Annotated in this window: 18 protein-coding genes and 1 pseudogene; 9 read left to right on the top strand and 10 right to left on the bottom strand. The window is 59.5% G+C overall.

Going from position 1 to position 23,777, the window contains the following annotated elements:
* Positions 1-112: 112 nt before the first annotated feature.
* The 5 genes from JFU11_RS17935 (at position 113) to JFU11_RS17915 (ending at position 4,506) form a co-directional block, all read left to right on the top strand.
* Positions 113-895: a MetQ/NlpA family ABC transporter substrate-binding protein gene (locus tag JFU11_RS17935; RefSeq protein WP_123719073.1), complete on the top strand. Its 783-nt coding sequence runs from the start codon at positions 113-115 to the stop codon at positions 893-895.
* A gap of 648 nt (positions 896-1,543) precedes the next feature.
* The gene (locus tag JFU11_RS17930; RefSeq protein WP_201061610.1) at positions 1,544-2,209 is read left to right on the top strand and encodes an amino acid ABC transporter permease; all 666 of its coding nucleotides are present in this window, start codon (positions 1,544-1,546) and stop codon (positions 2,207-2,209) included.
* Positions 2,190-2,849, top strand: a complete 660-nt coding sequence (locus JFU11_RS17925) for an amino acid ABC transporter permease (protein WP_123719075.1) — start codon at positions 2,190-2,192, stop codon at positions 2,847-2,849. Before JFU11_RS17930 ends, JFU11_RS17925 begins: the two co-directional genes overlap by 20 nt.
* Positions 2,846-3,628, top strand: a complete 783-nt coding sequence (locus JFU11_RS17920) for an amino acid ABC transporter ATP-binding protein (RefSeq protein ID WP_201087436.1) — start codon at positions 2,846-2,848, stop codon at positions 3,626-3,628. Before JFU11_RS17925 ends, JFU11_RS17920 begins: the two co-directional genes overlap by 4 nt.
* Positions 3,625-4,506, top strand: coding sequence for a transporter substrate-binding domain-containing protein (locus JFU11_RS17915; protein ID WP_123719077.1), 882 nt, complete (start codon positions 3,625-3,627; stop codon positions 4,504-4,506). The genes JFU11_RS17920 and JFU11_RS17915 overlap by 4 nt, the downstream gene beginning before the upstream one ends.
* Positions 4,507-4,777: 271 nt before the next feature.
* On the opposite strand, the gene JFU11_RS17910 is transcribed toward JFU11_RS17915, so the two are convergent.
* Positions 4,778-5,974 carry an AAA family ATPase gene (locus JFU11_RS17910; RefSeq protein ID WP_201061609.1) on the bottom strand — a complete coding sequence of 399 codons (1,197 nt, stop codon included), beginning with the start codon at positions 5,972-5,974 and terminating at the stop codon, positions 4,778-4,780.
* 307 nt (positions 5,975-6,281) lie between these two features.
* On the opposite strand from JFU11_RS17910, the gene JFU11_RS17905 reads away from it, so the two are divergent.
* The 4 genes from JFU11_RS17905 to JFU11_RS17890 all read left to right on the top strand — a co-directional run bounded on the left by JFU11_RS17905 (position 6,282) and on the right by JFU11_RS17890 (position 13,855).
* A complete protein-coding gene (locus JFU11_RS17905; RefSeq protein WP_201061607.1) occupies positions 6,282-7,385 on the top strand; it encodes an efflux RND transporter periplasmic adaptor subunit in 1,104 nt (367 codons plus the stop codon).
* A complete protein-coding gene (locus JFU11_RS17900; protein ID WP_201061605.1) occupies positions 7,382-8,449 on the top strand; it encodes an efflux RND transporter periplasmic adaptor subunit in 1,068 nt (355 codons plus the stop codon). Before JFU11_RS17905 ends, JFU11_RS17900 begins: the two co-directional genes overlap by 4 nt.
* The gene (locus JFU11_RS17895) at positions 8,446-11,499 is read left to right on the top strand and encodes an efflux RND transporter permease subunit (RefSeq protein ID WP_201061603.1); all 3,054 of its coding nucleotides are present in this window, start codon (positions 8,446-8,448) and stop codon (positions 11,497-11,499) included. Before JFU11_RS17900 ends, JFU11_RS17895 begins: the two co-directional genes overlap by 4 nt.
* Before the next feature lie 109 nt (positions 11,500-11,608).
* Positions 11,609-13,855: a glycoside hydrolase gene (locus JFU11_RS17890; RefSeq protein ID WP_201121341.1), complete on the top strand. Its 2,247-nt coding sequence runs from the start codon at positions 11,609-11,611 to the stop codon at positions 13,853-13,855.
* Between the two features lie 82 nt (positions 13,856-13,937).
* Here JFU11_RS17890 and JFU11_RS17885 read toward each other — a convergent pair whose 3' ends face one another.
* The 9 genes and pseudogenes from JFU11_RS17885 to JFU11_RS17845 form a co-directional block, all read right to left on the bottom strand.
* Positions 13,938-14,567, bottom strand: coding sequence for a class I SAM-dependent methyltransferase (locus tag JFU11_RS17885; protein WP_201061599.1), 630 nt, complete (start codon positions 14,565-14,567; stop codon positions 13,938-13,940).
* A gap of 196 nt (positions 14,568-14,763) precedes the next feature.
* Positions 14,764-15,119 (bottom strand): annotated as a pseudogene (locus JFU11_RS17880) (hypothetical protein).
* A 538-nt stretch (positions 15,120-15,657) separates the two neighbouring features.
* Entirely contained in the window at positions 15,658-16,302 is a 645-nt protein-coding gene (locus tag JFU11_RS17875; RefSeq protein WP_030128490.1) for a methionine ABC transporter permease, read from the bottom strand.
* Complete coding sequence (locus JFU11_RS17870; protein WP_201061594.1) at positions 16,292-17,413, bottom strand: ATP-binding cassette domain-containing protein; 1,122 nt, start codon at positions 17,411-17,413, stop codon at positions 16,292-16,294. Before JFU11_RS17870 ends, JFU11_RS17875 begins: the two co-directional genes overlap by 11 nt.
* A gap of 2 nt (positions 17,414-17,415) precedes the next feature.
* Entirely contained in the window at positions 17,416-18,225 is an 810-nt protein-coding gene (locus JFU11_RS17865; protein ID WP_201061592.1) for a MetQ/NlpA family ABC transporter substrate-binding protein, read from the bottom strand.
* Between the two features lie 174 nt (positions 18,226-18,399).
* The gene (locus JFU11_RS17860) at positions 18,400-19,758 is read right to left on the bottom strand and encodes an LLM class flavin-dependent oxidoreductase (RefSeq protein ID WP_201061590.1); all 1,359 of its coding nucleotides are present in this window, start codon (positions 19,756-19,758) and stop codon (positions 18,400-18,402) included.
* Complete coding sequence (locus JFU11_RS17855; RefSeq protein ID WP_201061588.1) at positions 19,758-20,951, bottom strand: SfnB family sulfur acquisition oxidoreductase; 1,194 nt, start codon at positions 20,949-20,951, stop codon at positions 19,758-19,760. Before JFU11_RS17855 ends, JFU11_RS17860 begins: the two co-directional genes overlap by 1 nt.
* Before the next feature lie 38 nt (positions 20,952-20,989).
* Complete coding sequence (locus JFU11_RS17850) at positions 20,990-22,231, bottom strand: SfnB family sulfur acquisition oxidoreductase (protein WP_201061586.1); 1,242 nt, start codon at positions 22,229-22,231, stop codon at positions 20,990-20,992.
* Positions 22,232-22,544: 313 nt separating this feature from the next.
* Positions 22,545-23,303 carry a hypothetical protein gene (locus JFU11_RS17845; RefSeq protein WP_201061585.1) on the bottom strand — a complete coding sequence of 253 codons (759 nt, stop codon included), beginning with the start codon at positions 23,301-23,303 and terminating at the stop codon, positions 22,545-22,547.
* Positions 23,304-23,777: the final 474 nt, after the last annotated feature.

Here is a 23,777-nt window from a genome sequence, read left to right as displayed (position 1 = left end):
GGGAATAAAAAATCCCGGTATTGTCCGCGTCACGCCAGCGATAGCACATCACTGGCACTCGTACTCATTAGCCGTCGTCGATGATGGCCGCGAATTTCCATAAGGACACTGCATGAAAAAGGTTCTGTTGTTCACCGCATTGGCGGCTGCCCTGACCGCGGGCCTGGCCCAGGCTGGCGAGAAACTGGTGGTTGCGGCGACGCCGGTTCCACATGCCGAGATTCTTGAACTGATCAAGCCAACCCTCGCAAAAGAAGGCGTGGACCTGGAGATCAAAGTCTTCACCGACTACGTTCAGCCGAACGTGCAGGTCGACCAGAAGCGTTTGGACGCCAACTACTTCCAGACCCTGCCGTACCTGAAAAACTTCAACGAAGGCAAAGGCACCAACCTGGTGACCGTGATCGGCGTGCACGTTGAACCATTCGGTGGCTACTCGAAGAAGTACAAAAAACTGGCTGACCTGCCAAACGGCGCAACCATCGCCATCCCGAACGAAGGCAGTAACAGTGGTCGTGCCCTCATCCTGTTGCAGAAGGCCGGCCTGATCGAGTTGAAAGACCCGAAAAACGCCGTGGCCACCCCGAAAGACATTGCCAAGAACCCGCACAACTTCAAGTTCAAGGAACTGGAATCGGCCATGCTGCCGCGTGTTCTGGACCAGGTCGACCTGGACATGATCAACACCAACTACGCGCTGGACGCGGGTCTGAACCCGGCTAAAGACGCGCTGGTGATCGAAGGTGCCGATTCGCCTTACGTGAACTTCCTGGTGGCTCGTCCAGACAACAAGGACAGCGTCGCCATCCAGAAACTGGCCAAGGCGTTGACCAGTCCTGAAGTGAAAGCATTCATCGCCAAGAAGTACAGCGGCGCGGTACTGCCGGCGTTCTGATTGAACGCAATCTCGAACCCCTTCAAGATTTCAACGCCGACGGCTAATACAGCGTCGGCGTTTTTATTGGGGGGGGGCACCTGTGGCGAGGGGCTTTTGTGGCGAGGGGGCTTGCCCCCGTTCGGCTGCGTAGCAGTCGCCGATCAGTCCATGAGGTGTGACAGAGGGAATCGGGATGCAGATTATAGGGCTGCTTCGCAGCCCAACGGGGGCAAGCCCCCTCGCCACAACAAGTCCCCAGCCACAGAGGAACCTGCTCACCTCAAGATCGTTCAGGCCACTCTGGCCTTTAGCGCCTTGCGCAACGCCACCAGCAATTTCACGATGTCCTGCGGATCCAGCCGCTGTGGCACGTTTACGTCAGCCATTTTTCTCTTCCTTGTGATGGTTCGGCCGGGAGTCTGGCCAAAAGCTGCACGTCCTTGGAGGGGCATTCTGAAAAAAAGATCCTTCCTACAGCACAAAGAAAAATAGTCGTCCTCCACTGCCGCCGCAAATCCGCAGGATAGTTTTTTGCGTGATATCAATATGCTTTAACGGTATTTAAATTCTTCTTTTTATACCTTTAAAGTCGGTGCCTGCCGGGTAGTTATCCACTGCCCATGGACTGCGCCATCGTCGCTTACCGAGCGGCGTACAGGATGTTCAATGACTTTCGATTACGCTTTTATCCTCAGCACCCTGCCGGCGTTTCTCAAAGCCGTGGGCGTGACGCTGCAGGTCGGCTTTATCGCCATCGGCACTTCGTCGCTGGTGGCGCTGATCAACGCGACGATTCTGGTGTTTCGCACCCCCTATCTTCAACGCCTGGTCGGGCTGTACGTGGAACTGGCGCGCAACACGCCACTGCTGATCCAGTTGTTCTTCGTCTACTTCGCCTTGCCGGCCTTGGGCATCAAAGTCTCGGGCTTCGCGGCGGCGATCATCACCATGACTTTCCTTGGCGGCGCCTACCTCACCGAAGTGCTGCGCGCCGGCGTGGATGCGGTGCCCCAGGCGCAACTTGAGTCCGGCCGTTCCATTGGCCTGTCCCACGGGCAATTGCTGCGTTACGTGATCCTGCCGCAAGCCGGCATCCTCAGCCTGCCGTCGCTGTTCGCCAATTTCATTTTCCTGCTCAAGGAAACCACCGTGGTCTCGGCGGTGGCGGTGCCGGAGATTCTCTACACCACCAAGAGCTACATCGCGCTCTATTACAAAACCTACGAAATGCTCGCTGTGCTAACGCTGATTTGCGTGCTGCTGTTTTTGCCGTTGTCGCTGCTGCTCAGTCGTCTGGAAAGGAGGCTCCAGCATGGCCAGTTCGGGTCTTGAGTTGCTCATGGTGTCGTTGCCACAGCTGGGCAAGGGCGCTGCGCAAACCCTGTCGATCTCTTTTCTGAGCATCGCCATCAGCACGGTGGGCGGCGTGCTCTACGGCGTATTGCGCACGCTGAATTCGAAATGGCTGAACGCGATTCTGCGGGTCTATCTGGAGCTGTTCCGGGCGATCCCGGTGCTGGTCTGGCTGTATTTGCTGTTCTTCGGCCTGCCGATTTTTTTCGGCCTGAGCATTCCAAGCTTCTGGTGCGCGGTGCTGGTGTTGTCGCTGTGGGGCGCCAGTGAAGTCGGTGAGGTGGTGCGCGGCGCGTTGCATTCGTTGCCGCGCGGACAACGTGAGGCGGGACTGTCGATCGGTTTGGATGGCCCGCAACTCTACGGCTATGTGCTGCTGCCTCAAGCCTTGAAACGCATGACGCCGCCGACCATCAACGTCTACACGCGCATCATCAAGACCAGCTCCCTGGCGGTGCTGATCGGCGTGGTGGACGTGATCAAGGTCGGCCAGCAGATCATCGAACGCACCTACGAATCAGTGCTGATCTACGGCGCGCTGTTCCTGTTTTTCTTCTTCATCTGCTACCCGTTGTCGGCCGCTTCGCGCGTGCTGGAGCGGCGCTGGACGCAAGCATGAGTGCATTGATCGAGTTCAAGGGTTTCAACAAGTTTTTCGGCGAGCAGCAGGTGCTCAATGGCATTGACCTGAAGGTGAGACCGGGCGAAGTGATCGTCATCCTCGGCCCCAGCGGCTGTGGCAAAAGCACCTTGCTGCGTTGCCTCAACGGCCTGGAAGTCGCCCACAGCGGCAGCTTGAATTTTGCCGGGCGCGAGTTGCTGGATAAGGGCACCGACTGGCGCGAAGTGCGTCAGCAGATCGGCATGGTATTTCAGAGCTACCACCTGTTTCCGCACATGAGCGTGCTCGACAACCTGTTGCTTGGCCCGCTCAAAGTGCAGAAACGCGAACGCCGTGAAGCCCGCGCTCAGGCTGAGGCGCTGCTTGAGCGTGTCGGTCTGCTGGACAAGCGCGACGCCTTTCCGCGCCAGCTCTCCGGCGGTCAACAGCAACGCATCGCCATCGTCCGTTCGCTGTGCATGAACCCCAAGGTCATGCTCTTCGACGAAGTCACCGCCGCCCTCGACCCGGAGATGGTCAAGGAAGTGCTCGAAGTGATTCAAGGCCTGGCCCGCGAAGGCATGACGCTGCTGATCGTCACCCACGAAATGGCCTTCGCTCGCGCCGTGGCTGACCGAATTGTGTTCATGGATGCCGGGCGCATTCTTGAGCAAAACCCACCCGAGATTTTCTTTACGAACCCGCAAACCGCACGAGCGCAGCAGTTCCTGGAGAAGTTCTCCTACGTCGCCGCACTACCCAAAACGACTCAAACAAAGGAATTGGAACTGCCATGAAAACTGCCAAGTCTTCTCTGCTGCTACTCCCGCTGTTCGGCCTGGCGCTGCTCGCCGGCTGCAACAAACCCGAAGAACCGACGAAGCCAAAAGTCGCAAGCGTCAGCACCGCACCGACCGGTTACCTGGAAAAAATCAAAGCCCGGGACAAGCTGATCGTCGGTGTCTTCACCGATAAACCGCCGTTCGGTTTTGTCGATGAGGCCGGGCGTTACGTGGGGTTCGATACTGACATCGGCCGCCAATTCGCCAAGGATCTGTTGGGTGATGAGAACAAAGTGGAATTCGTTGCAGTGGAGCCGGCGAGCCGGATTCCGTTCCTGCAGAGCGACAAGGTCGACCTGATCCTGGCCAACATGACGGTCACCCCGGAGCGCAAGGACGCGGTGGACTTCACCAACCCGAACCTCAAGGTTGCGGTGCAGGCACTGGTGCCGCAGGCGAGTTCGGTGAAGAACCTTGATGACCTGGCGACCCGCACCACCATCGTGACCACGGGCACCACGGCGGATATCTGGCTGACCAAGAATCATCCGGACTGGAAACTGCTGAAGTTCGAGAAAAACTCCGAGTCCCTGCAGGCCCTGGCCAATGGTCGCGGCGACGCTTATGCGCAGGACAATCTGGTGCTGTTCAGCTGGGCCAAGCAGAACCCGGGTTACCGCGTGCTGGAGGAAAAACTGGGTGCCGAAGCACCGATTGCGCCGGCGGTGAAGAAGGGCAATATCGAACTGCGTGATTGGGTGAATGTGGAGCTGGCGAAGTTGGGCGAGGAGAAGTTTTTGCTCAAGCTGTACGACCAGTATGTGCGTAAAGAATTGAGCGATGACACCAAGCCGGAAAGCGTGATTGTTGAGGGTGGGAAGTGGCAGGGGTGATTCTCTAACCTTTGCGGTGATCTCGCGGCCGTCATCGCGGGCAAGCCCGCTCCCACAGGGTTTGGTGTGGACGCAGATTTTGTGTTCACTGAAGATCATTGTGGGAGGGTGGGAAGTGGCAGAGTTGATTCTCTGACCTTTGCGGCGATCTCTCGGCCGTCATCGCGGGCAAGCCCGCTCCCATAGGGTTTGGTGTGGACGCAGATTTTGTGTTCACTGAAGATCATTGTGGGAGCGGGCTTGCCCGCGATGGCGGTTTATCAGGCTCCCTCTAATCCGGCCAATACCACGCCGGCTCATCCAGCATCCGCTGCCCGACCATCCCGGTCTGGCCGAAATTCTTTTCCAGCACAATGCAATTGCATTCCGGGTCTTGCTGCAACGCGGAGATCAAGCGCCGCGCATGGGACACCACCCACACCTGACACTGCTCGGACGCTCGAATGATCAACCGCGCCAACGCCGGCAACAGGTCCGGATGCAGACTGGTTTCCGGCTCGTTCAACACCATCAGCGTCGGTGGCCGAGGGGTCAGCAATGCCGCGACCAGCAGCAGATAACGCAACGTCCCGTCCGACAACTCGGCGGCAGACAACGGCCGCAACAACCCTTCCTGATAAAACTCGATCGCAAACCGTCCGCCCTGCAATGGCGCGATGTTCAGTCGCGCGCCGGGAAAGGCATCGCTGATAGCCGCCTGCAAGGCTTCGGGATCACCGATTTCGATGATGGTCTGCAAGGCTGCCGCCAGGTCGCGACCGTCGTGGTGCAGCACCGGTGTGCGGGTGCCCAGTTGCGGTTGGCGAACCGGTGCGTCGGCGTCGCTGCGAAAGTGATCGTAGAAACGCCAGCGACGGATGAACTCACGTAATTCCAGAACCTCCGGTGAAGAACGCAAACTGCCGACCTGATCGAACAGGCTGTCGAAATTCGGCGTGTGCTGAGCCAGTACATCCCAGCTGCGATTGGCTCGGGCACGGATCATCGGGCCGTCGCGATCCACCAGCAGGCTGGCCGGCCGATAAATCGGCCCGGCCCAGACGCATTCACGCTTGATTTGCGGGTCGAGGTTGAAGCGTGACGGAATAGGTGAACTGTGTTCGGGCAGCATGAAGTGGCCGTTGGAATCGGGCAGCCCGAGGCTGATCGAATAGCTGAAATCCTCACCGGCAAACCCCAGTCGCAGTCGTTTGACGCCGTGTCTCACCGTAGCCTCGACCGGGACTTCACCATTGCGCATTCGTCGGCTGATATTTTCAGGCCCGGCCCAGAACGTCGAATCCAGCCCACCCTCACGGGCCAACGCATTGACCACCCCGCCCTGAGCGGTTTCCGCCAGCAGGCGCAGGGCGCGGTAAAGATTGGACTTGCCGCTGCCGTTGGGGCCGGTGATCAGGTTCAACCGGCCAAGCGGAATCACCAATTTATTGATCGAGCGGTAATTGGCCACCGCGAGGGTTTTGAGCATGGGTAGCTTCCTGCTGCATGGTTCGTCATTCTGCCTTATTGTCAGCAACACGGTGATCCCCTGTAGCAGCTGGCGAAGCCTGCGTTCGGCTGCGCAGCAGTCGTCAATCCGGGCTCCACGGTGTGCCTGATGCATTGCGTGCGCCGATTTTACGACTGCTGCGCAGCCGAACGCAGGCTTCGCCAGCTGCTACAAGGAAAGTGGCGTGACTGCTTTATTTGGAGCCGTCGGATGCACCTGTTGAACCCTGTTCTAAGCTCACAGTCGTATCGTCACTGGCACGTTCGTACAACGCAAAGGAGTTTGCATGGCGGGTCCCGGATTGAAATTAATGGTTGGCCTGAGCCTCATCGCCTTGCTGACCGCCTGTGGCGATAAAAAGCCCGTCGAGAAGGATCGCCCACGAGTCTTCGTGCAAGAGGTCAAACCATCGGATTACGCCGCCGCGGTGACACTCACCGGCGACGTCCAGGCGCGGGTACAAACCGAATTGTCGTTCCGCGTGGGCGGCAAAATCATCCAGCGTATGGTGGATGTCGGTGACCGGGTTTCGGCCAAACAAGTGCTGGCCAGACTCGACCCGAAAGACCTGCAAACCAATGTTGATTCAGCCCAGGCTCAAGTCGTTGCCGAACAGGCCCGGGTCAAACAAACCGCCGCGGCCTTCGTTCGCCAACAAAAACTCCTGCCCAAGGGCTACACCAGCCAGAGCGAATACGATTCCGCCCAAGCCGCCTTGCGCAGCAGTCAGAGCGCATTGACTGCCGCTCAGGCGCAGTTGGCCAACGCCCGTGATCAATTGAGCTACACCGCGTTGATTGCCGATGCGCCGGGGGTGATTACCGCGCGCCAGGCCGAAGTCGGCCAAGTGGTGCAAGCCACGGTGCCGATTTTCAGCCTGGCCCGGGACGGCGAGCGTGACGCGGTGTTCAACGTTTATGAATCGCTGCTGGCCGAGCCGCCGTCGGATAGATCGATTGTGGTCAGCCTGCTCGACAACCCGAAGATCAAAACTACGGGTACTGTTCGGGAAGTCACGCCGGCAGTGTCCGCGCAGACCGGCACGGTGCAAGTCAAAGTCACCCTCGACAGCCTTCCCGAGGGCATGCAACTCGGGTCGGTGGTGAGCGCCACCGCCAAGCCAGTCGGCAAAACCGCAGTGGAGTTGCCCTGGTCGGCCCTGACCAAAAACCTCAGTGACCCGGCTGTGTGGCTGGTGGACGCCGAGGGCAAGGCGCAATTGCACACGGTCACCGTCGGCCGTTACCTGACCGGCAAAGTGATTGTCAGCGCCGGCCTCAACGGTGGCGAAAAAGTCGTCATCGCGGGCGGCCAATTACTGCATCCGGGCGTGAAGGTGGAGATCGTCGAAAACACCTATAAGACGCCAATGACAGGAGCCCAGCCATGAAGCGCCTGTTGCTGTTGTCCGCCGCTGCACTGCTGGTCGCCTGCTCCAAAGAGGAAGCGCCGCCAGAACCGGTTCGGCCGGTGCTGTCCGTGGAGGTGAAAGCGCTCAATCAAGAAGACCTCGGCCGGTTTGCCGGCAGCATTCAGGCCCGTTATGAAAGCAATATCGGTTTCCGGGTGCCGGGACGTATCGCCAGCCGTAACGTTGATGTCGGTGCCGAAGTCGATAAGGGCGCCTTACTCGCCACGCTCGACCCCACCGATCAGCAGAACCAGTTGCGTTCTACTCAAGGTGATCTGGCGCGTGTTCAGGCGCAGCTCATCAATGCTCAGGCCAACGCCCGGCGTCAGCAGGAACTGTTCAATCGCGGGGTTGGCGCGCAGGCGCAACTGGACATCGCCCAGACCGATTTGAAAACCACCCAGGCGTCCCTCGATCAAGCCAGGGCCGCAGTCGATCAGGCGAAGGACCAACTCAACTACGTCGAGCTGCGCACCGATCACAAAGCCATTGTCACCGCGTGGAATGCCGAAGCCGGGCAGGTGGTGACGGCCGGCCAGCAAGTGGTGACCCTGGCGCAGCCGGACATCAAGGAAGCGGTGATCGATTTGCCCGACACCCTGGTCGATCAATTGCCTGCCGACGTGGTGTTCCAGGTCGCCTCACAACTGGACCCGAGCATCACCAGCACAGCCATCGTGCGTGAAGTCGAACCCCAGGCCCAAAGCGCGACCCGTACCCGTCGCGCCCGCCTGAGCCTGACCGATACGCCGCCGGGCTTTCGCCTCGGCACGGCGATCAGCGTGACCCTCAGCTCCGCGATCAAGCCACGCCTCGAACTGCCGGTGAGCGCGCTGCAGGAGGTCGACGGCAAACTGCGGATCTGGGTCGTCGATCCGCAGACGCAAACCGTTTCCCCACGGGACGTCAGCCTGATCAGTCGGACCGATGACACGGTGGTCCTGGCCAACGGCGTGAAGTCCGGCGAGCGGGTGGTCAGTGCCGGTGTGAACAGCCTCAAGCCGGGGCAGAAAGTGAAAATTGACGAGGACAGCCCGCAATGAAAGGGAGTTTCAACTTATCCGAATGGGCCCTCAAGCATCAGTCGTTTGTCTGGTATTTGATGTTCGTCGCGCTGCTGATGGGCGTGTTCTCGTACCTGAACCTGGGCCGCGAAGAAGACCCGTCGTTCACCATCAAAACCATGGTGATCCAGACCCGCTGGCCCGGCGCGACCCAGGAAGAAACCCTCAAGCAGGTCACTGACCGGATCGAGAAAAAACTCGAAGAACTCGACTCGCTCGACTACGTGAAAAGCTACACCCGCCCCGGCGAATCGACGGTCTTCGTCAACCTGCTCGACACCACCAGCGCCAAGGACATCCCGCAAATCTGGTACCAGGTGCGCAAGAAGATCAACGATATTCGCGGTGACTTCCCGCAGGGCCTGCAAGGGCCGGGCTTCAACGATGAGTTCGGTGACGTGTTCGGTTCGGTGTACGCCTTTACCTCCGACGGCCTGTCGATGCGCCAGTTGCGCGATTACGTGGAACAGGTGCGTGCCGAAATCCGCGAAGTCCCGGGGTTGGGCAAGGTCGAGATGGTCGGTGAGCAGGATGAGGTCCTTTACCTGAACTTCTCCACCCGCAAACTCGCCGCCCTCGGCATCGATCAGCGTCAGGTGGTGCAGAGCCTGCAATCACAGAACGCCGTGACCCCGGCTGGGGTGATCGAGGCCGGTCCGGAGCGGATTTCGGTGCGGACGTCGGGGCAGTTTGCCTCCGAGAAAGACCTGGCCAACGTCAACCTGAAGCTCAACGACCGTTTCTACCGACTGGCCGACATCGCCAACATCAGCCGTGGCTATGTAGATCCGGCGACCCCGGAGTTTCGTTTCAACGGTCAGCCAGCCATCGGCCTGGCGATCGCCATGAAGAAGGGCGGCAACATTCAGGACTTCGGCAAGGCGCTGCACCTGCGCATGGATGAGCTGACGGCGGACCTGCCGGTGGGCGTCGGTGTACACACCGTTTCCGACCAGGCTGTAGTGGTGGAAGAAGCCGTCGGCGGCTTCACCAGTGCGTTGTTCGAAGCGGTGGTGATTGTGCTGATCGTCAGCTTCATCAGTCTGGGTGTTCGCGCCGGGCTGGTGGTGGCGTGTTCGATTCCGTTGGTGCTGGCGATGGTCTTTCTCTTCATGGAATACAGCGGCATCACCATGCAGCGGATTTCCCTCGGTGCGCTGATCATCGCCCTCGGCCTGCTGGTGGACGACGCGATGATCACGGTGGAGATGATGGTCACGCGCCTGGAAATGGGTGAAACCAAAGAGCAAGCGGCGACCTTCGCCTACACCTCGACCGCATTCCCGATGCTCACCGGCACGTTAGTCACCGTGGCCGGTTTCGTGCCGATCGGTTTGAACGCCAGTTCCGCCGGTGAGTACACCTTCACGCTGTTCGCGGTGATCGCGGTGGCCATGCTGGTGTCATGGATCGTCGCCGTACTGTTCGCCCCGGTACTCGGCGTGCATATTCTGAGCGCCAAGGTGAAACCTCATGACGCAGAGCCAGGGCGCATCGGTCGGGCGTTCAATGGCGGCCTGCTCTGGGCGATGCGCAATCGCTGGTGGGCCATCGGCATCACCGTGGCGCTATTTGTGCTCTCGGTGTTTTCCATGCAGTTCGTGCAGAACCAGTTCTTCCCGTCCTCGGACCGCCCGGAAATTCTCGTCGACCTGAACCTGCCGCAAAACGCCTCGATCGCTGAAACCCGCAAGGTGGTGGATAAGCTCGAAGCGACATTCAAGGATGATCCGGACATCGTGCGCTGGAGCACCTACATCGGCGAAGGGGCGATCCGTTTCTACCTGCCCCTCGACCAGCAATTGCAGAACCCGTACTACGCGCAACTGGTGATCGTCAGCAAAGGCCTGGAGTCACGCACGGCCCTGACGGCGCGACTGCAAAAGCGCCTGCGCGAAGAGTTCGTCGGTGTCGGCAGTTACGTCCAGGCCCTGGAAATGGGCCCGCCAGTGGGACGGCCGATTCAGTACCGGGTCAGTGGCAAAGACATTGATCAGGTGCGCAAACACGCTATCGCCCTGGCCACCGAACTGGATAAGAACTCGCACATCGGCGAGATCATTTACGACTGGAACGAGCCGGGCAAAGTGCTGCGCATCGACATCGCTCAGGACAAGGCCCGGCAACTTGGGCTGTCATCTGAAGACGTGGCGAACCTGATGAACAGCATCGTCGTCGGTTCGCCGGTGACGCAGGTTGATGACGATATCTACCTGATCGACGTGGTCGGTCGCGCTGAAGATGCCGAGCGCGGCAGTCCGGAAACGCTGCAGAACTTGCAGATCGTCACCCCCGGCGGCACTTCGATTCCGCTGCTGGCGTTTGCCACGGTGCGGTATGAACTGGAGCAGCCGCTGGTCTGGCGTCGCGATCGCAAACCGACCATCACCATCAAGGCCGCGGTGCGCGACGAGATTCAGCCGACCGATCTGGTGAAACAGCTGCAACCGGACATCGACAAATTCGCCGCCAGTTTGCCGGTGGGCTACAAAGTCGCCACCGGCGGTACTGTGGAGGAAAGCGGCAAGGCCCAGGGGCCGATTGCCAAGGTCGTGCCATTGATGCTGTTTTTGATGGCGACCTTCCTGATGATCCAGTTGCACAGTGTGCAGAAGCTGTTCCTGGTGGCCAGCGTCGCGCCGCTCGGGTTGATCGGCGTGGTGCTGGCGCTGATCCCGACCGGCACGCCGATGGGCTTCGTGGCGATCCTCGGTATTCTGGCGCTGATCGGCATCATCATCCGCAACTCGGTGATTCTGGTGACCCAGATCGACTCTTTCGAGAAGAGCGGCTACACGCCATGGGACGCGGTGGTGCAGGCCACGGAACATCGGCGGCGACCGATTCTGTTGACTGCGGCGGCAGCGAGCCTGGGGATGATCCCGATTGCCCGGGAAGTGTTTTGGGGGCCGATGGCCTACGCGATGATTGGCGGGATCATCATCGCGACTTTGCTGACACTGCTGTTTTTGCCGGCGCTGTACGTGGCCTGGTACAAGATTCGCGAGCCGAAGAAGGAGGCGCAGTAATCGGTGCGCTGATCGTTCCCGGGTAATATTTGGGAACGGTCTTACTTACATGCCTGGTGTGTTGCTGTACGGTCCCTTTTCCAAATGGAGGGGGACTTCGATGTCACCGATGACCTATTGCCTGCGCTGTGTGCTGTTGCTCGGCGCTCTGCTGCTGTCACCTACGACGCTGGCCGGAAATGTGCTGGAAAATTCGCTGTGGCGCGTCGAACTCGATCCCGCCACGCTGGCAATCCGCGTCATCCCCGCACTAAATTCGCCAGTGCAAGCCTCGGCGGGCGTTATTGGGCACAAGGTCAGCGACCTCAAGCAAAGCGCCAATCGCCTGGACTGGCAATGGGACGACGGCGCCTGGACCCTGAGTGCCATCCTCGACCAGCGCGACCTCTCCCTGTCCATCACCGCCCGCGACCCCGGAGAGCTGAGCTTCCTCAGGCAACCGGGCAGCGCCATGGGCAAAGGCCAGATCTGGCCGCTGGCCGAGGGGCATTACGTGCCCGCCGGTGATCCGCTGTGGCAATCCTTTTTGCTCGATCAGGGCGAGTTCAATACCACCCAGGACCTGAGCCTGCCGCTGTGGGGCGTCGATCACGGTGGCTTTACCCTCAATTGGTTGATGACCAATCCTTACAACAATCACCTGACGTTCAGTGCCGAGGGTAAGACCCTGGCGCTGGCGGTCCGTCACGCTTTCACCGCGCTTGAGCCCGGCACACCGCTGACCTTCACGCTGTCATTGGGTGATGCCGATCCGTTGGCGGGTGCCAAACGCTATCGGCAATGGTTGATCGACAACGGGCAATACGAACCCTTGAGCGACAAACTGCTGAAAACCCCCGAAGCGAAAAAATTGCTGGGAGCCAGCCATGTTTATCTGTGGGGCAATGATCTGCTCGGGCCCGACGATGTGCGTAGTTGGCCGGCATTGCTGAGACTGCTGCGGGGCACAGGTGCTCTGGCCAGCGAGTTGCGCGGCGGCTTCGACGCTGAAACCCGGCAGATTCTGAGCCGCGCCCAACCGCCCCTCGACCGTTACCAGCAAACCACGTTGCTGCGCAGCCTCAATGGCGCGTTCAACCAAAAAGCGCGAAGCGGTTGGCAGGCAGTCGCTGAGCCGGACATGCAAAAACTGGCTGAGGGTTATGGCCGGCTGCGCACGGAAGTGGCGAAAGCGTTCGTCGAGGCGCTGACGGCAACCCCTGAACGCTGGGGCAGCACGTTGTCGCCAAGAACGTTTGACCAGTTGCAAGCCGCCGGGTTGTCGCGCTTGTGGTTGGGCCTCGGCGAGGGCTGGGAGGGAGGCCTTTGGCATCCCGAGGCGGTGCGCCAAGGCGTAGGGGCCGGGTATCTGGTGGCGCCTTACGACTCTTATGAAACGGCGTTGACCACCACTGAAAATCCGGACTGGACCACCGCGCACCTCGGCTCGCGGGCTAACCTTGAGTGTGCGATTGTCTTGAGCAGCGGCGCCTTCAAAAGTGGTTTCCAGCAGTCCGGGCATTACACCGATCCGCGTTGTGTGCGGCCGTTGCTTGAGGCTCGAATCAAAGCCGTACAGACCAAGGCCGGGTTCAATAGCTGGTTTCTCGATGCCTACGCCACGGGCATGGTGTTCGACAGTTATCGCCCCGGCGCCACCCTGACCCAGGCGCAAAACGCCGAGGGCAATATCGACGCCTCACGCTGGTTGAACGAGACGTTACAGCTGCCGGCCGGCTCCGAGGACGGCAACGCCACCACGGCCCGGGGCGTGCTGTTTGCCCATGGCATGCAGACACCGGTGATCGGCTGGGGTGATCCGGACATGAGCAAGAACCCCAAGTCGCCTTATTACCTGGGCCGCTGGTTTCCCAACGAAAAGCCCCAGGTCTTTTTCAAAACGGTGCCGCTCAAGGAACCCTATCGCACGGTGCACTTTGCCCCGCAGACGCGCTTGCCGCTGTATCAGGCGGTGTTCCACGGTTCGGTGATCACCACCCATCACTGGCTGTTCGACAGTCTTAAACTGAGCAATGTGCGGGCCGAGAACGAACTGATGCAGTTGCTCTATAACGTGCCACCGCTGTACCACCTGAGCGCTGATACGTTGAAGCAGCGACTGCCGGTAATTGCACGGCAGGATGTTTTTTTTCGGCCGCTGCATGAACGTCTGGCGACTGAGGCGATGACGGATTTTCGTTGGCTGACGGAGGATCGCCTGGTGCAGCAGACGACGTTTGCCGATGGTACGCGGCTGGTGGCCAATTTTGATTCGCGCGAGCGCGAGGTTGGAGGCAAGCCACTGGCTGGGCAGAGCATCAGGGCGTTTGGTGTGGATGGGGCAGTGAGCAACTATCAGGTTTCTTCGTCACCCTGAAGACCATCGCGGGCAAGCCCGCTCCCACAGTAGAACGCATTCCAATGGGGGAGCGAGCCTGCTCGCGAAGCGTTCGACCTGACTACACCGGCTTACGCCAAACACTCGCCAACCAAGGCTGCTGCTCCCGCGGCAGCCCCGCCGGCCGGTAGTAATGCTCAAGCTCCACAAACCCCGCCTCAGTCAGCAACTCCTGCCACGCGTGAAGATCGTAATACGCCCCATATCGCGGCCCGTTCCAGCCTTCCTGATTCTCCCCACGAGGATTGGAGCTGAACAACACACCGCCCGGTTTCAACGCCTCGCGCAGTTGCTTCAACACCCGAGGCAATTCCTGACTCGGGATGTGGAACAGCACCGCATTGGCAAAAATCCCGTCAAACCGCTCGGCCGGCAGGTCGAGTTTCAGAAAGTCCTGCTGCCAAACTTCGCAACCACTGTCCTCCCGCGCCATCTGCGCAAGCTTTTCCGAACCGTCGAGGCCGACGGCGGTGTGGCCCAGGCGCGTGAAGGTTTTCAGGTCACGGCCAGGGCCGCAGCCGAAGTCGAGAATGCTGAACGGCGCCTCACCCTGAATATGCCGCAACAGGGCATCAATGTTCTGGCTGACATCGTGATCGCGAGTGCCTTCACGGAAGTCTTCGGCCACCGAATTGTAATGGCCCAGCGTGGTGGCGGTGATCTGCTCCAGGTCGTCGGAAGTCTGTTTCATGGTCGGCTGCGCAGGCAATTGGGATTCACCGAATATACGCCATCAAGCCTGGCGCTGCTGCGCAGCCATTCGCGAGCAAGCCCGCTCCCACACTGGATCGCGTCGAACACAAATTCCATGTTCACCGAAGATCGAATGTGGGAGCGGGCTTGCTCGCGAAAGCGGTATCACTGGCGACCAATGACTTCAGCCAGACTCAACTCTGTTTCATCCCCAGACATTCAATGGACCGATCAACCATCGCCTTGGCAATCTCCAGCAAATGCCAGACGGAAAACACCAATGCCCGATCCGCGCCCTTGAGTTGATCGCCGCACTGATACGCCGTGACCGAGGCGCAACGCAGGAGATCCGCTACATAGAGCTGGGCGTCTTCGAAGCTCATGTCTTTGCTGACGTTGTAGAAGCGCAATTCATCGGGTGCCGACGGTTGTTGCCGGTGAGGTGGAAATCGATCGCGCGGTAAAGCGCCGATCGATCCCTGAGCGGGTCTTCAGTGGCGGTTTCGTTGGTGGGGTTTTCGGGAGGTGGATCGGGTACGGATTTTTTCATGTGTTGCTCCTATTGCTACATGGGAGCCATCACTTATCGCCTACTAAACGATTGGGTGGCGGCTGTGCGCAGGTTAGTAGGCCGGTCAATAGGAAAACCGGTGCACCCGAAGATGCCCCACGCACAGCCACCATATTCTGCATGCGGCAAACATTGCCGAACATGAGCATGGAATCGCTATGCGCCTATTGATCCGGGCTACTAAACCCGATCACTGATGAACAGTGACGGACCGAGACTAGCCACGGAATTTGGCAGGCGCAAGCGAGCGGAATGATCTAGGAAACGTCCTGCAAAAGAAAGGGATCAGGCCTGCTGGCACTCTGATTTTCTTGTGCGAAAACTTCCCTTCTGAGGTCGGTGATTACCTGTGGCGAGGGGGCTTGCCCCCGTTCGGCTGCGCAGCAGTCGCAAAACCTGCGAAACGGTTTTACCTGACACACCTCATTGCATGGTTCTGGGGCCGCTTCGCGACCCAACGGGGGCAAGCCCCCTCGCCACAAAGGTGCTCCCACGACAATGAGTGTTCGCAACATGCTTAGCGTTTGTTAAGTCCTCGCGCCAATCTGTCGCCACCCAACTGAATCACCGCCACCAACACCACCAGCAACACAATCACCGTCAACATGATCTGGCTATCAAACCGCTGATATCCATACCGATAAGCGATGTCCCCCAACCCACCGGCACCAATCGCTCCGGCCATGGCTGACGAGTTGATCATCGTCACCAACGTAATGGTGAAACCACCAACAATCCCCGGTAACGCTTCAGGCAGCAGCACATGCCAGACGATATGCCAGCGTCGGCACCCCATCGCTTGCGCTGCTTCGATCAACCCATGGTCGACCTCGCGCAAACTGACCTCGGCAATGCGTGCAAAGAACGGCGTGGCCGCAATGGTCAACGGCACCACGGCAGCCCACACGCCATACGTGGTGCCGACGATCAGCCGGGTAAACGGAATCAACGCCACCATCAAAATCAGAAACGGAATCGAACGGAACAGGTTCACGAACGCGCCCAACGCGCGGTTCAGTGCCGGTGCTTCGTAGATGCCGCCCTTGGAACTGGTGACCAAAATCACCGCTAACGGAATGCCCGCCAGTAGCGCGATCAGTGACGACACTCCAACCATCAAGAACGTGTCGATAAAACCCTGAAGCAACCGATCAAACCACATAACCCAGCACCTCCACCTGTTGCGCCCAGTTGCCGGCGCGCTGACGTAGTTCCTCGGCGCCGAGGGGCGAGCCGGTCACCGCCAGCAACAATTGCCCGAGCGCATGCCCCTGAATCCGTTCCACGCCCCCTTGCAGCAAGCGCACGCGGCCACCGAGGGCGCTGAATAGCGCCGCCAGGTCTGGCTCGTCGCTGGCGCTGCCGGTGAATTGCAAACGCAGCACCACGGCAGCATCTGAAGACTGCGGCTGCTCCCGCAAGCGGCTTTGCAGCTCTTCCGGCAGACCGTGTTGCAATGGCGCGAGCAAGGTCTTGCTGACCTCATGCTGCGGGTTGCCAAAGACTTCCCAGACCGGCCCTTGCTCGACGATTTTCCCGTGCTCCAGTACCACGACCCGATCACAGATATCGCGGATCACCGCCATCTCGTGGGTGATCAGCACGATGGTCAGGCCCAGGCGCTGATTGATCTCGCGCAGCAGGCCGAGGATCGATTGCGTGGTCTCCGGATCCAGCGCCGACGTTGCCTCGTCACACAGCAGAATCTCCGGGTCATGCACCAGTGCTCGGGCGATGCCGACGCGTTGTTTCTGTCCGCCGGAAAGTTGCGCCGGGTAGGCTTTGTGCTTCTCCTGCAGGCCGACCAATTCCAGCAGTTCGCGGACTTTGCGCTCGCGCTGCTCCTTGGGCACGCCGGCGACTTTCAGCGGCAATTCGACGTTCTGCCAAACCGTCTTGGCCGACATCAGGTTGAAGTGCTGGAAGATCATGCCGATCCGCCGCCGCAGCGCCACCAAGTGGTCTTCATCGAACTTGCCGATGTCCACCTGATCGATCAGCACCCGCCCGCTGCTCGGTTGTTCGAGGCGGTTGATGGTGCGGATCAGCGACGACTTGCCGGCACCGCTGCGACCGATGATGCCGAACACTTCGCCGCGCTGGATCGCCAGGTCGATGCCGTGCAAGGCCGCCACCGGGCCTTGCTGGCCGTTGTAGGTTTTACCCAGGCCGATGAAGCGCACGTGAGCGCGATTCAGGTCTGGGTGCAGTTCGGTTTGTGTGGCGTTATGTGGCTCCGGAAGTTCCAGTCGCCGTTGGATCGCGGCCGTCATACTCAGCTTTCCCAGCCGGCTTGATAGAGCTTGCCGTGGGCTTTATCCAGCGCCGCACGAACGGCTGGCGAATGCTGGTAGATGTCGACGAATTTGATCAGACGCGGGTCGGTTTTGCTTTTCGGCTGGATCACGAACTGGATCACGTATTCCTTGTGATCGAGGCCGTCGAACAGCAGGGCGGAACTGGCATCGAAGGTCTTCGACAGACGGATATAGGCCGGGTAGCCCTGGACCAGATCAGCATCGTCGTAGGCGCGTACCAATTGCACGGCTTCGACTTGAAGGATTTTGATTTTTTTCGGGTTGGCGATGATGTCTTCTTCGGTGGCCTTGTAGCCGACGCCCGGTTTGAGGGTGATCAGCCCGGCCTTGGCCAGCAGTTGCAGGCCGCGACCGCTGTTGATCGGGTCGTTGGCGATGGCCACGCTGGCGCCTTCGGGTAACTCGGCGAAGCTTTTGTATTTCTTCGAGTAGAGGCCGACGTTGTTGATGATGCCCGGGGCGAATGGCACCAGGTCAAAACCGGCGGCAGCCTTGGCGTTTTCCAGAAACGGGATGTGCTGGAAATAGTTTACGTCGATGTCGCCCGAGGCGAGGCTGACGTTGGGGGCGATCCAGTCGCTGAACTCCACCAGTTCGACTTTCAGGCCTTGTTTGTTGGCTTCTTCTACTGCGGCTTCCAGGGGAATGGCGAAGGCGGCGGTGGTGCCGACTTTCAGTGGTGCGTCGGCGGCGAAGGTGATGGAGCTGAAGAGGCCGAGGGCCAGGGCCAGTGCTTTGACTGGGTGGTTGAACAGTTTTTTGGTCATGATGGTTTTCCAGTCAATTGTTTAATGGGTGCACACATCTGTGGCGAGGGGCTTGCCCCCGTTGGGCCGCGAAGCGGCCCCAAAACCATGCAATGAGGCGTGTCAGGTAAACCGTTTCGCAGGTTTTGCGACTGCTGCGCAGCCGAACGGGGGCAAGCCCCCTCGCCACAGGGATCAGCGGCGGAACGCAGAGCCCGTATGTTGCTCAGGTAAATGCGCTTCGCCGTGAAACAGCTTTTCCCGCAGGCTGCCGTCGTCGTAAGCGGTCTTGTACGACCCTCTGCGCTGCAACTCCGGAATCACCAGCTCAATGAAATCCACATAGCTTTCCGGCGTGACAATCCGCGTCAGATTGAAGCCATCCAGACCGGTTTCGGCGATCCACGATTCCAGTTCGTCAGCCACCTGCTGCGGCGAGCCGACCACGGTGATGTAGCGGCCACCGAGGGCGTGTTGTTCCAGCAGTTTGCGGCGGGTCCAGTCGTTGTTTTGCAGGTTCTTGGTGGCGGACTGGATGGCGTTGCTCTTCACGTACTGGATCGGTTCGTCGAGTTCGTACTCGGAAAAATCGATCCCGGTCGACGCCGAGAAATGCGCCACACCGGCCTCGGCGCTGGCGTAGCTCAGGTACTCGGCGTGCTTGGCCCAGGCCAGCTCTTCTGTCGCACCGACAATCACGTTCAAGCCCATGAACACCTTGATGTCCCAGGGATTGCGCCCGGCCTCGACGGCGCTGGCGCGAACCTTGTCCACCTGAACCCGGGTCGCCGGTTTGTTCTGACCGCTGATGAACACGCACTCGGCATGCCGACCGGCGAACAGCAAACCGCGATCGGAACTGCCTGCCTGGAACAGCACCGGCGTGCGTTGCGGCGATGGCTCGCAGAGGTGATAACCCTCGACCTGATAGAACTCGCCCTTGTGCTCGACCTTGTGCACTTTGTCTGGCTGGGCGTAGATCCGTTGCTCGCGGTCGTTGAGTACCGCGCCGTTTTCCCAGCTGCCTTCCCAGAGTTTGTAGAGCACTTGCAGGTATTCATCGGCCTGGTCGTAACGCCGGTCGTGTTCCACCTGTTCGCTTAGGCCCATGGCCTTGGCGGCGCTGTCGAGGTAGCCGGTGACGATGTTCCAGCCGACCCGCCCGCGACTCAAATGATCCAGCGTCGACATGCGTCGGGCGAACAGGTACGGAGGTTCGTAGGTCAGGTTGGCGGTCAGGCCGAAGCCGAGGTTTTTGGTGACAGCGGCCATGGCCGAGACCAGCAGCAGCGGGTCGTTGACCGGCAACTGGATCGACTCTTTGAGCGGCACGTCCACCGAGTTTTGATAGACGTCGTACACGCCGACGATGTCGGCGATGAACAGACCGTCGAACAGTCCGCGTTCCAGCAACTGAGCCAGTTCAGTCCAGTATTCGATGGTTTTGTATTGGGTCGACGTGTCTCGTGGATGCGTCCACAGGCCATGGTTGATGTGCCCGATGCAGTTCATGTTGAAGGCATTGAGCAGGATTTTCTTTTTGGCATCGGCCATCAGATGGTCCCCCGCAACGGCGGGTTTTCATTGTTGAGGTAGTAATTGCCCACCGCGTGATACTTCCAGCGCACCGGGTCGTGCAGGGTGTGCACCCGAGCGTTGCGCCAGTGGCGATCCAGGCCGTGTTCGACCAGGGTCGCCTGGCTGCCGGCCAGTTCGAACAATGTACTGCCGGCGGCGAGGGAGATTTCGGTGCTGATGGCCCGGGCTTCGGCGACGGCAATCGACGCGGCGGCGACGGTCTCGGCAGTGGTGTCGGCCTGGGCCTGGTCGAGGAGTTCGCCGGAGCGTTCCAGCAGGGCTTCGGTGGCGTGCAGGCGAATGCTCAAGTGGCCGAAACTCTTGATCGTCAGCGGGTCTTCGGTAGCTTTGTCGTTGCCGGATTCAATCCACGGCCGAGTCTTGGTGCGCACAAAATGCAGGGCATCTTCATACGCGGCGCGGGCAATACCGGTGTCGATGGCGGCGTGGAGAATCTGCGCCAACGGGCCGACAGTGGTCGGGCGCTCGAACGCGCTTTGAAACGGGATTACGTCTTCGGCCGCGACGTAGACATCCTCGAACACCACCGAACCGCTGCCAGTGGTGCGCTGGCCGAAGCCGCTCCAGTCGTCGATCACCGTCAGGCCCTTGCTGTTGCGCGGGACGAAAGCCAATTGCTGCACACCGTTTTCGTCCACGACTGACGTCGGGATGCGCTGGGCGTAAATCGCGCCGGTGGCGTAGAACTTGCGACCGTTGATGCGGTAGCCGTTGCCATCACGAGTCAGGCTGCTGACGCGATCATGGGCGGTTTTGGTGCCCAGTTCCGCGAGTGCGTTGCCGAAGCGCTGGCCGGCTAATACTTCGGCGTACAGGCGTTTTTTCTGCTCATCGGTGCCGTTCACGCGGAGCACTTCAAGGGCATAGAAATGGTTCTGGGGAATTTGTCCGAGGGAGCCATCGGCCTGGGCGATCAACGCGATGACCTTGGCCAGGGTGACGTTGGAAACCCCAGCACCACCGTATTCCTTTGGCACGCTGATGCCCCAAAGACCCGAACGGGAAAACACTTCCAGTTCCGGGTACGGCAAACGACGTTCGCGGTCGCGCAGGGCGCTGTCACGTTTGAAATCATCGGCCAGGTCACTGGCGACGATCAGGGCTTGCTCATCGCTGGTGATGACCGCGACGTGGTGAGAAAGAGTCATGTGTTTCTCCAGAGATCTGGTCAAAAGGGTTCTGGTCGTCAGATCCAGGAATGCCGCGCAGGCAAGGTTCCATTGAGGTGATAAGCGCCGACGGCGTGATATTTCCAGCGCACCGGGTCGTGCAGCGTGTGCACCCGGGCGTTGCGCCAGTGGCGGTCGAGGTTGAATTCGGCGAGGGTGGCGCGGCTGCCGGCCAGTTCGAAGAGTTTTTCGCTGGCCAGCAGCGAGATCTCGGTGGTCAGCACTTTGGCTTCAGCCACGGCAATCGAGGCGCGCGCAGCGGACTCGGCGGTGAGCGGCGCGGCGTTGACCTGATCGAGTACTTGCCCGGCCTTGCGCAACAACGCTTCGGCGGCATGCAGTTCGATTTTCAGCTTGCCGATGTCGGCGATCACATAGAGGTCGTCGCTGGCCCGTTCGACCTTGGCGTCGATCCATGGCCGTGCTCGTTTTTGCACGAACTCGATGGCGTCATCGATGGCGCCCCGGGCAATGCCGGCGTCGATGGCTGCTTGAATCAACTGCGACACGGCGCCTTGGGTATTCGGGCTGTCGTTGATCTTCCAGTTATCCACCACCAGCTCGGCGTCGACCCGCACGTTGTTGAGCAAAATGGTGCCGCTGGCGGTGGTGCGCTGGCCGAAGCCCGACCAGTCATCGACGATGCGCAGCCCCGGTGTGCCGCGACGAACGAAGGCCAGCACTTGCTTGCCGTCGTCGTTCAGTGCCTTGACGGCCACCCAGTGGGCGAACAGGGCGCCGGTGGAATAGAACTTCTGTCCGTTGATGACGAAGCCATCGCCATCGGCGGTGATCCGCGCCTTGAGCTCCAGGGTGTTTTTGGTCCCGCGCTCAGGCCCCGCGTTACCGATTCGCCAGCCTTCGAGCACGCTTTTGAACAGCTGTTTTTTCTGCGACTCGGTGGCGCTGCCGAGTATCAGGTTGAGAATTCCGAACTGGTTCTGCGGGATTTGCCCCAAAGCCGGGTCGGTCGCGGAAATGATCGCGAACACCGAGGCTAAGGTGACGAATGAAACCTGCGGGCCACCGTACTCACGCGGGATAGCAATGCTGCCGAGGCCGCTGCGGGTGAACTGTTCGATTTCCGACCACGGCAGCTTGCGCTGCTGGTCACGTTTGGCTGCTTGCAGGCGAGCGACTTGCGCCAGCTCATGGGCAGCCTTGATGGCTTGTGCGTCGTTGCGCAAGACCTGCGCGGGCAACAACAATGGGGCGATGTCCAGATCACTCTGGACGATTGCATCTGCCAGACTGGACATCAGTGCCGCTCCTTGGCTGCACGCAATGCCCTGGCGATTTGCACTGGGGTGATTGTGTTCCGGACCATACCTACCTCACATCTCATGAAAGCGCCGCAAGTTGCGGCGAACGAAAAACACGAATGTCCGGTGGTCCGGTGTATATACCCTAAACGTGTATAAATAATTAATGAACTAACTTTTAGGAATATGCATAGAAGGTCATCGTCCTTTAAATCGCCAAGATCGCAGCCTTCGGCAGCTCCTACAGGGTGTACGCCAATCCAGGTAGGAGCTGCCGAAGGCTGCGATCTTTAGAGGTTTTACAGACGCCTCACCGTTTGCGGGGCTCAGCGGCTTTGAGCGCTTCTTTCGGCGGCACCTTCAGGTAGGGATTGGCGCAACCGATTTTCAGTGTGCGAGCCGGTGCCCAGCGCGAGTTGTTACCCACGCGGTCGAGGATGCAGTAAGTCACTTCCAGTCGAAGGTCTTCGCCGGCTTCGAGAATGATCGCGGGGGGTACCCAGACCTGAATCGGCTGACCCACATCGCAAGCCTTGAGCTTGGGCAAGTCCATGCGCACATCGCCCCAGCGCAGGGTGATTTCGTCGTCGGCGGCCATGTTCAGGTACGGTTCGATGGTCAACGGGACACCGCGTTTGACCTGGTTCGGATTGACCCCCTGACGGCGAATGGTCTCAGGGATGAATACGGGCGCCAGGCTCTGGTTTTCCTCATCGCAAAGAAGCAGGCCACCCGGGCAATCAAGTTTGATCTGGACGCGCGCCGCCGGTGATACCGCAGCCCCTTGCCCGACCTGCATGACCTTGTAATGGACGCGGGCAGAACCATTGGCAATGAAGCTTTCCGGCACCCGTAGGCTCACGGATTTGCCGCCATGATCGGGGCCCAAGACACTGGAGGCCACGTAGCAGTTGTTCCAGAACAACTCGATCAGATCGCCTTCATCCATACCGGAGTAGGGCGCCACGTCGATCATAAGATGAGCGGCCGAGGTGATGTTGATACTGGCCTTGTGGCTTTGCGCTAGGGTCGGGGCTGCAAGTTCAGGTTTGTTTGAAGTGCTTGTCATGGGTTTCTCTCCTTGAAGCTTTGCCGCGAAGTCCATTTCTGAAAGATCGAAAGGCGTGAATTACCAAGCAACAAAACGATTCACTATTTGTGCGCTTAAACAATAATTGAGTGTGGTGGCTGTTGCCTGTTGGGGACTAGATAAGAGTGCGCTTGAATAGGTGTCAATAGCGTTGGTTGGTTAAAGGTTAGTTCTTGCGTGATTCAGAAAGCTCCTACGCGGTGTGGTTAATAAACCGCATCGCTCTGTCGAATATAGTCCGGTATTTGGTGGGTTTTATGCCTCCGAGGCAGCAACCCTTTGAGTGTGGACAGCGAGGTGTTTTATAGATTTTAGTCGATATGAATCTGTTGCAGGACATATATATGTACCGCATAGGACGGCGGGAAGTTATTTATGATGAGGGCGAATCAAGTGAAAAGCTGCTATAGGCTTTATAAGGAGGAGTTAAGGTCACTTCCATCCATGGAAGTT

It is taken from the genome of Pseudomonas sp. TH37, assembly GCF_016650735.1.
GTDB classification, from domain to species: Bacteria; Pseudomonadota; Gammaproteobacteria; order Pseudomonadales; family Pseudomonadaceae; genus Aquipseudomonas; species Aquipseudomonas farris.
This window is presented reverse-complemented; position numbering and strand designations above follow the sequence as displayed.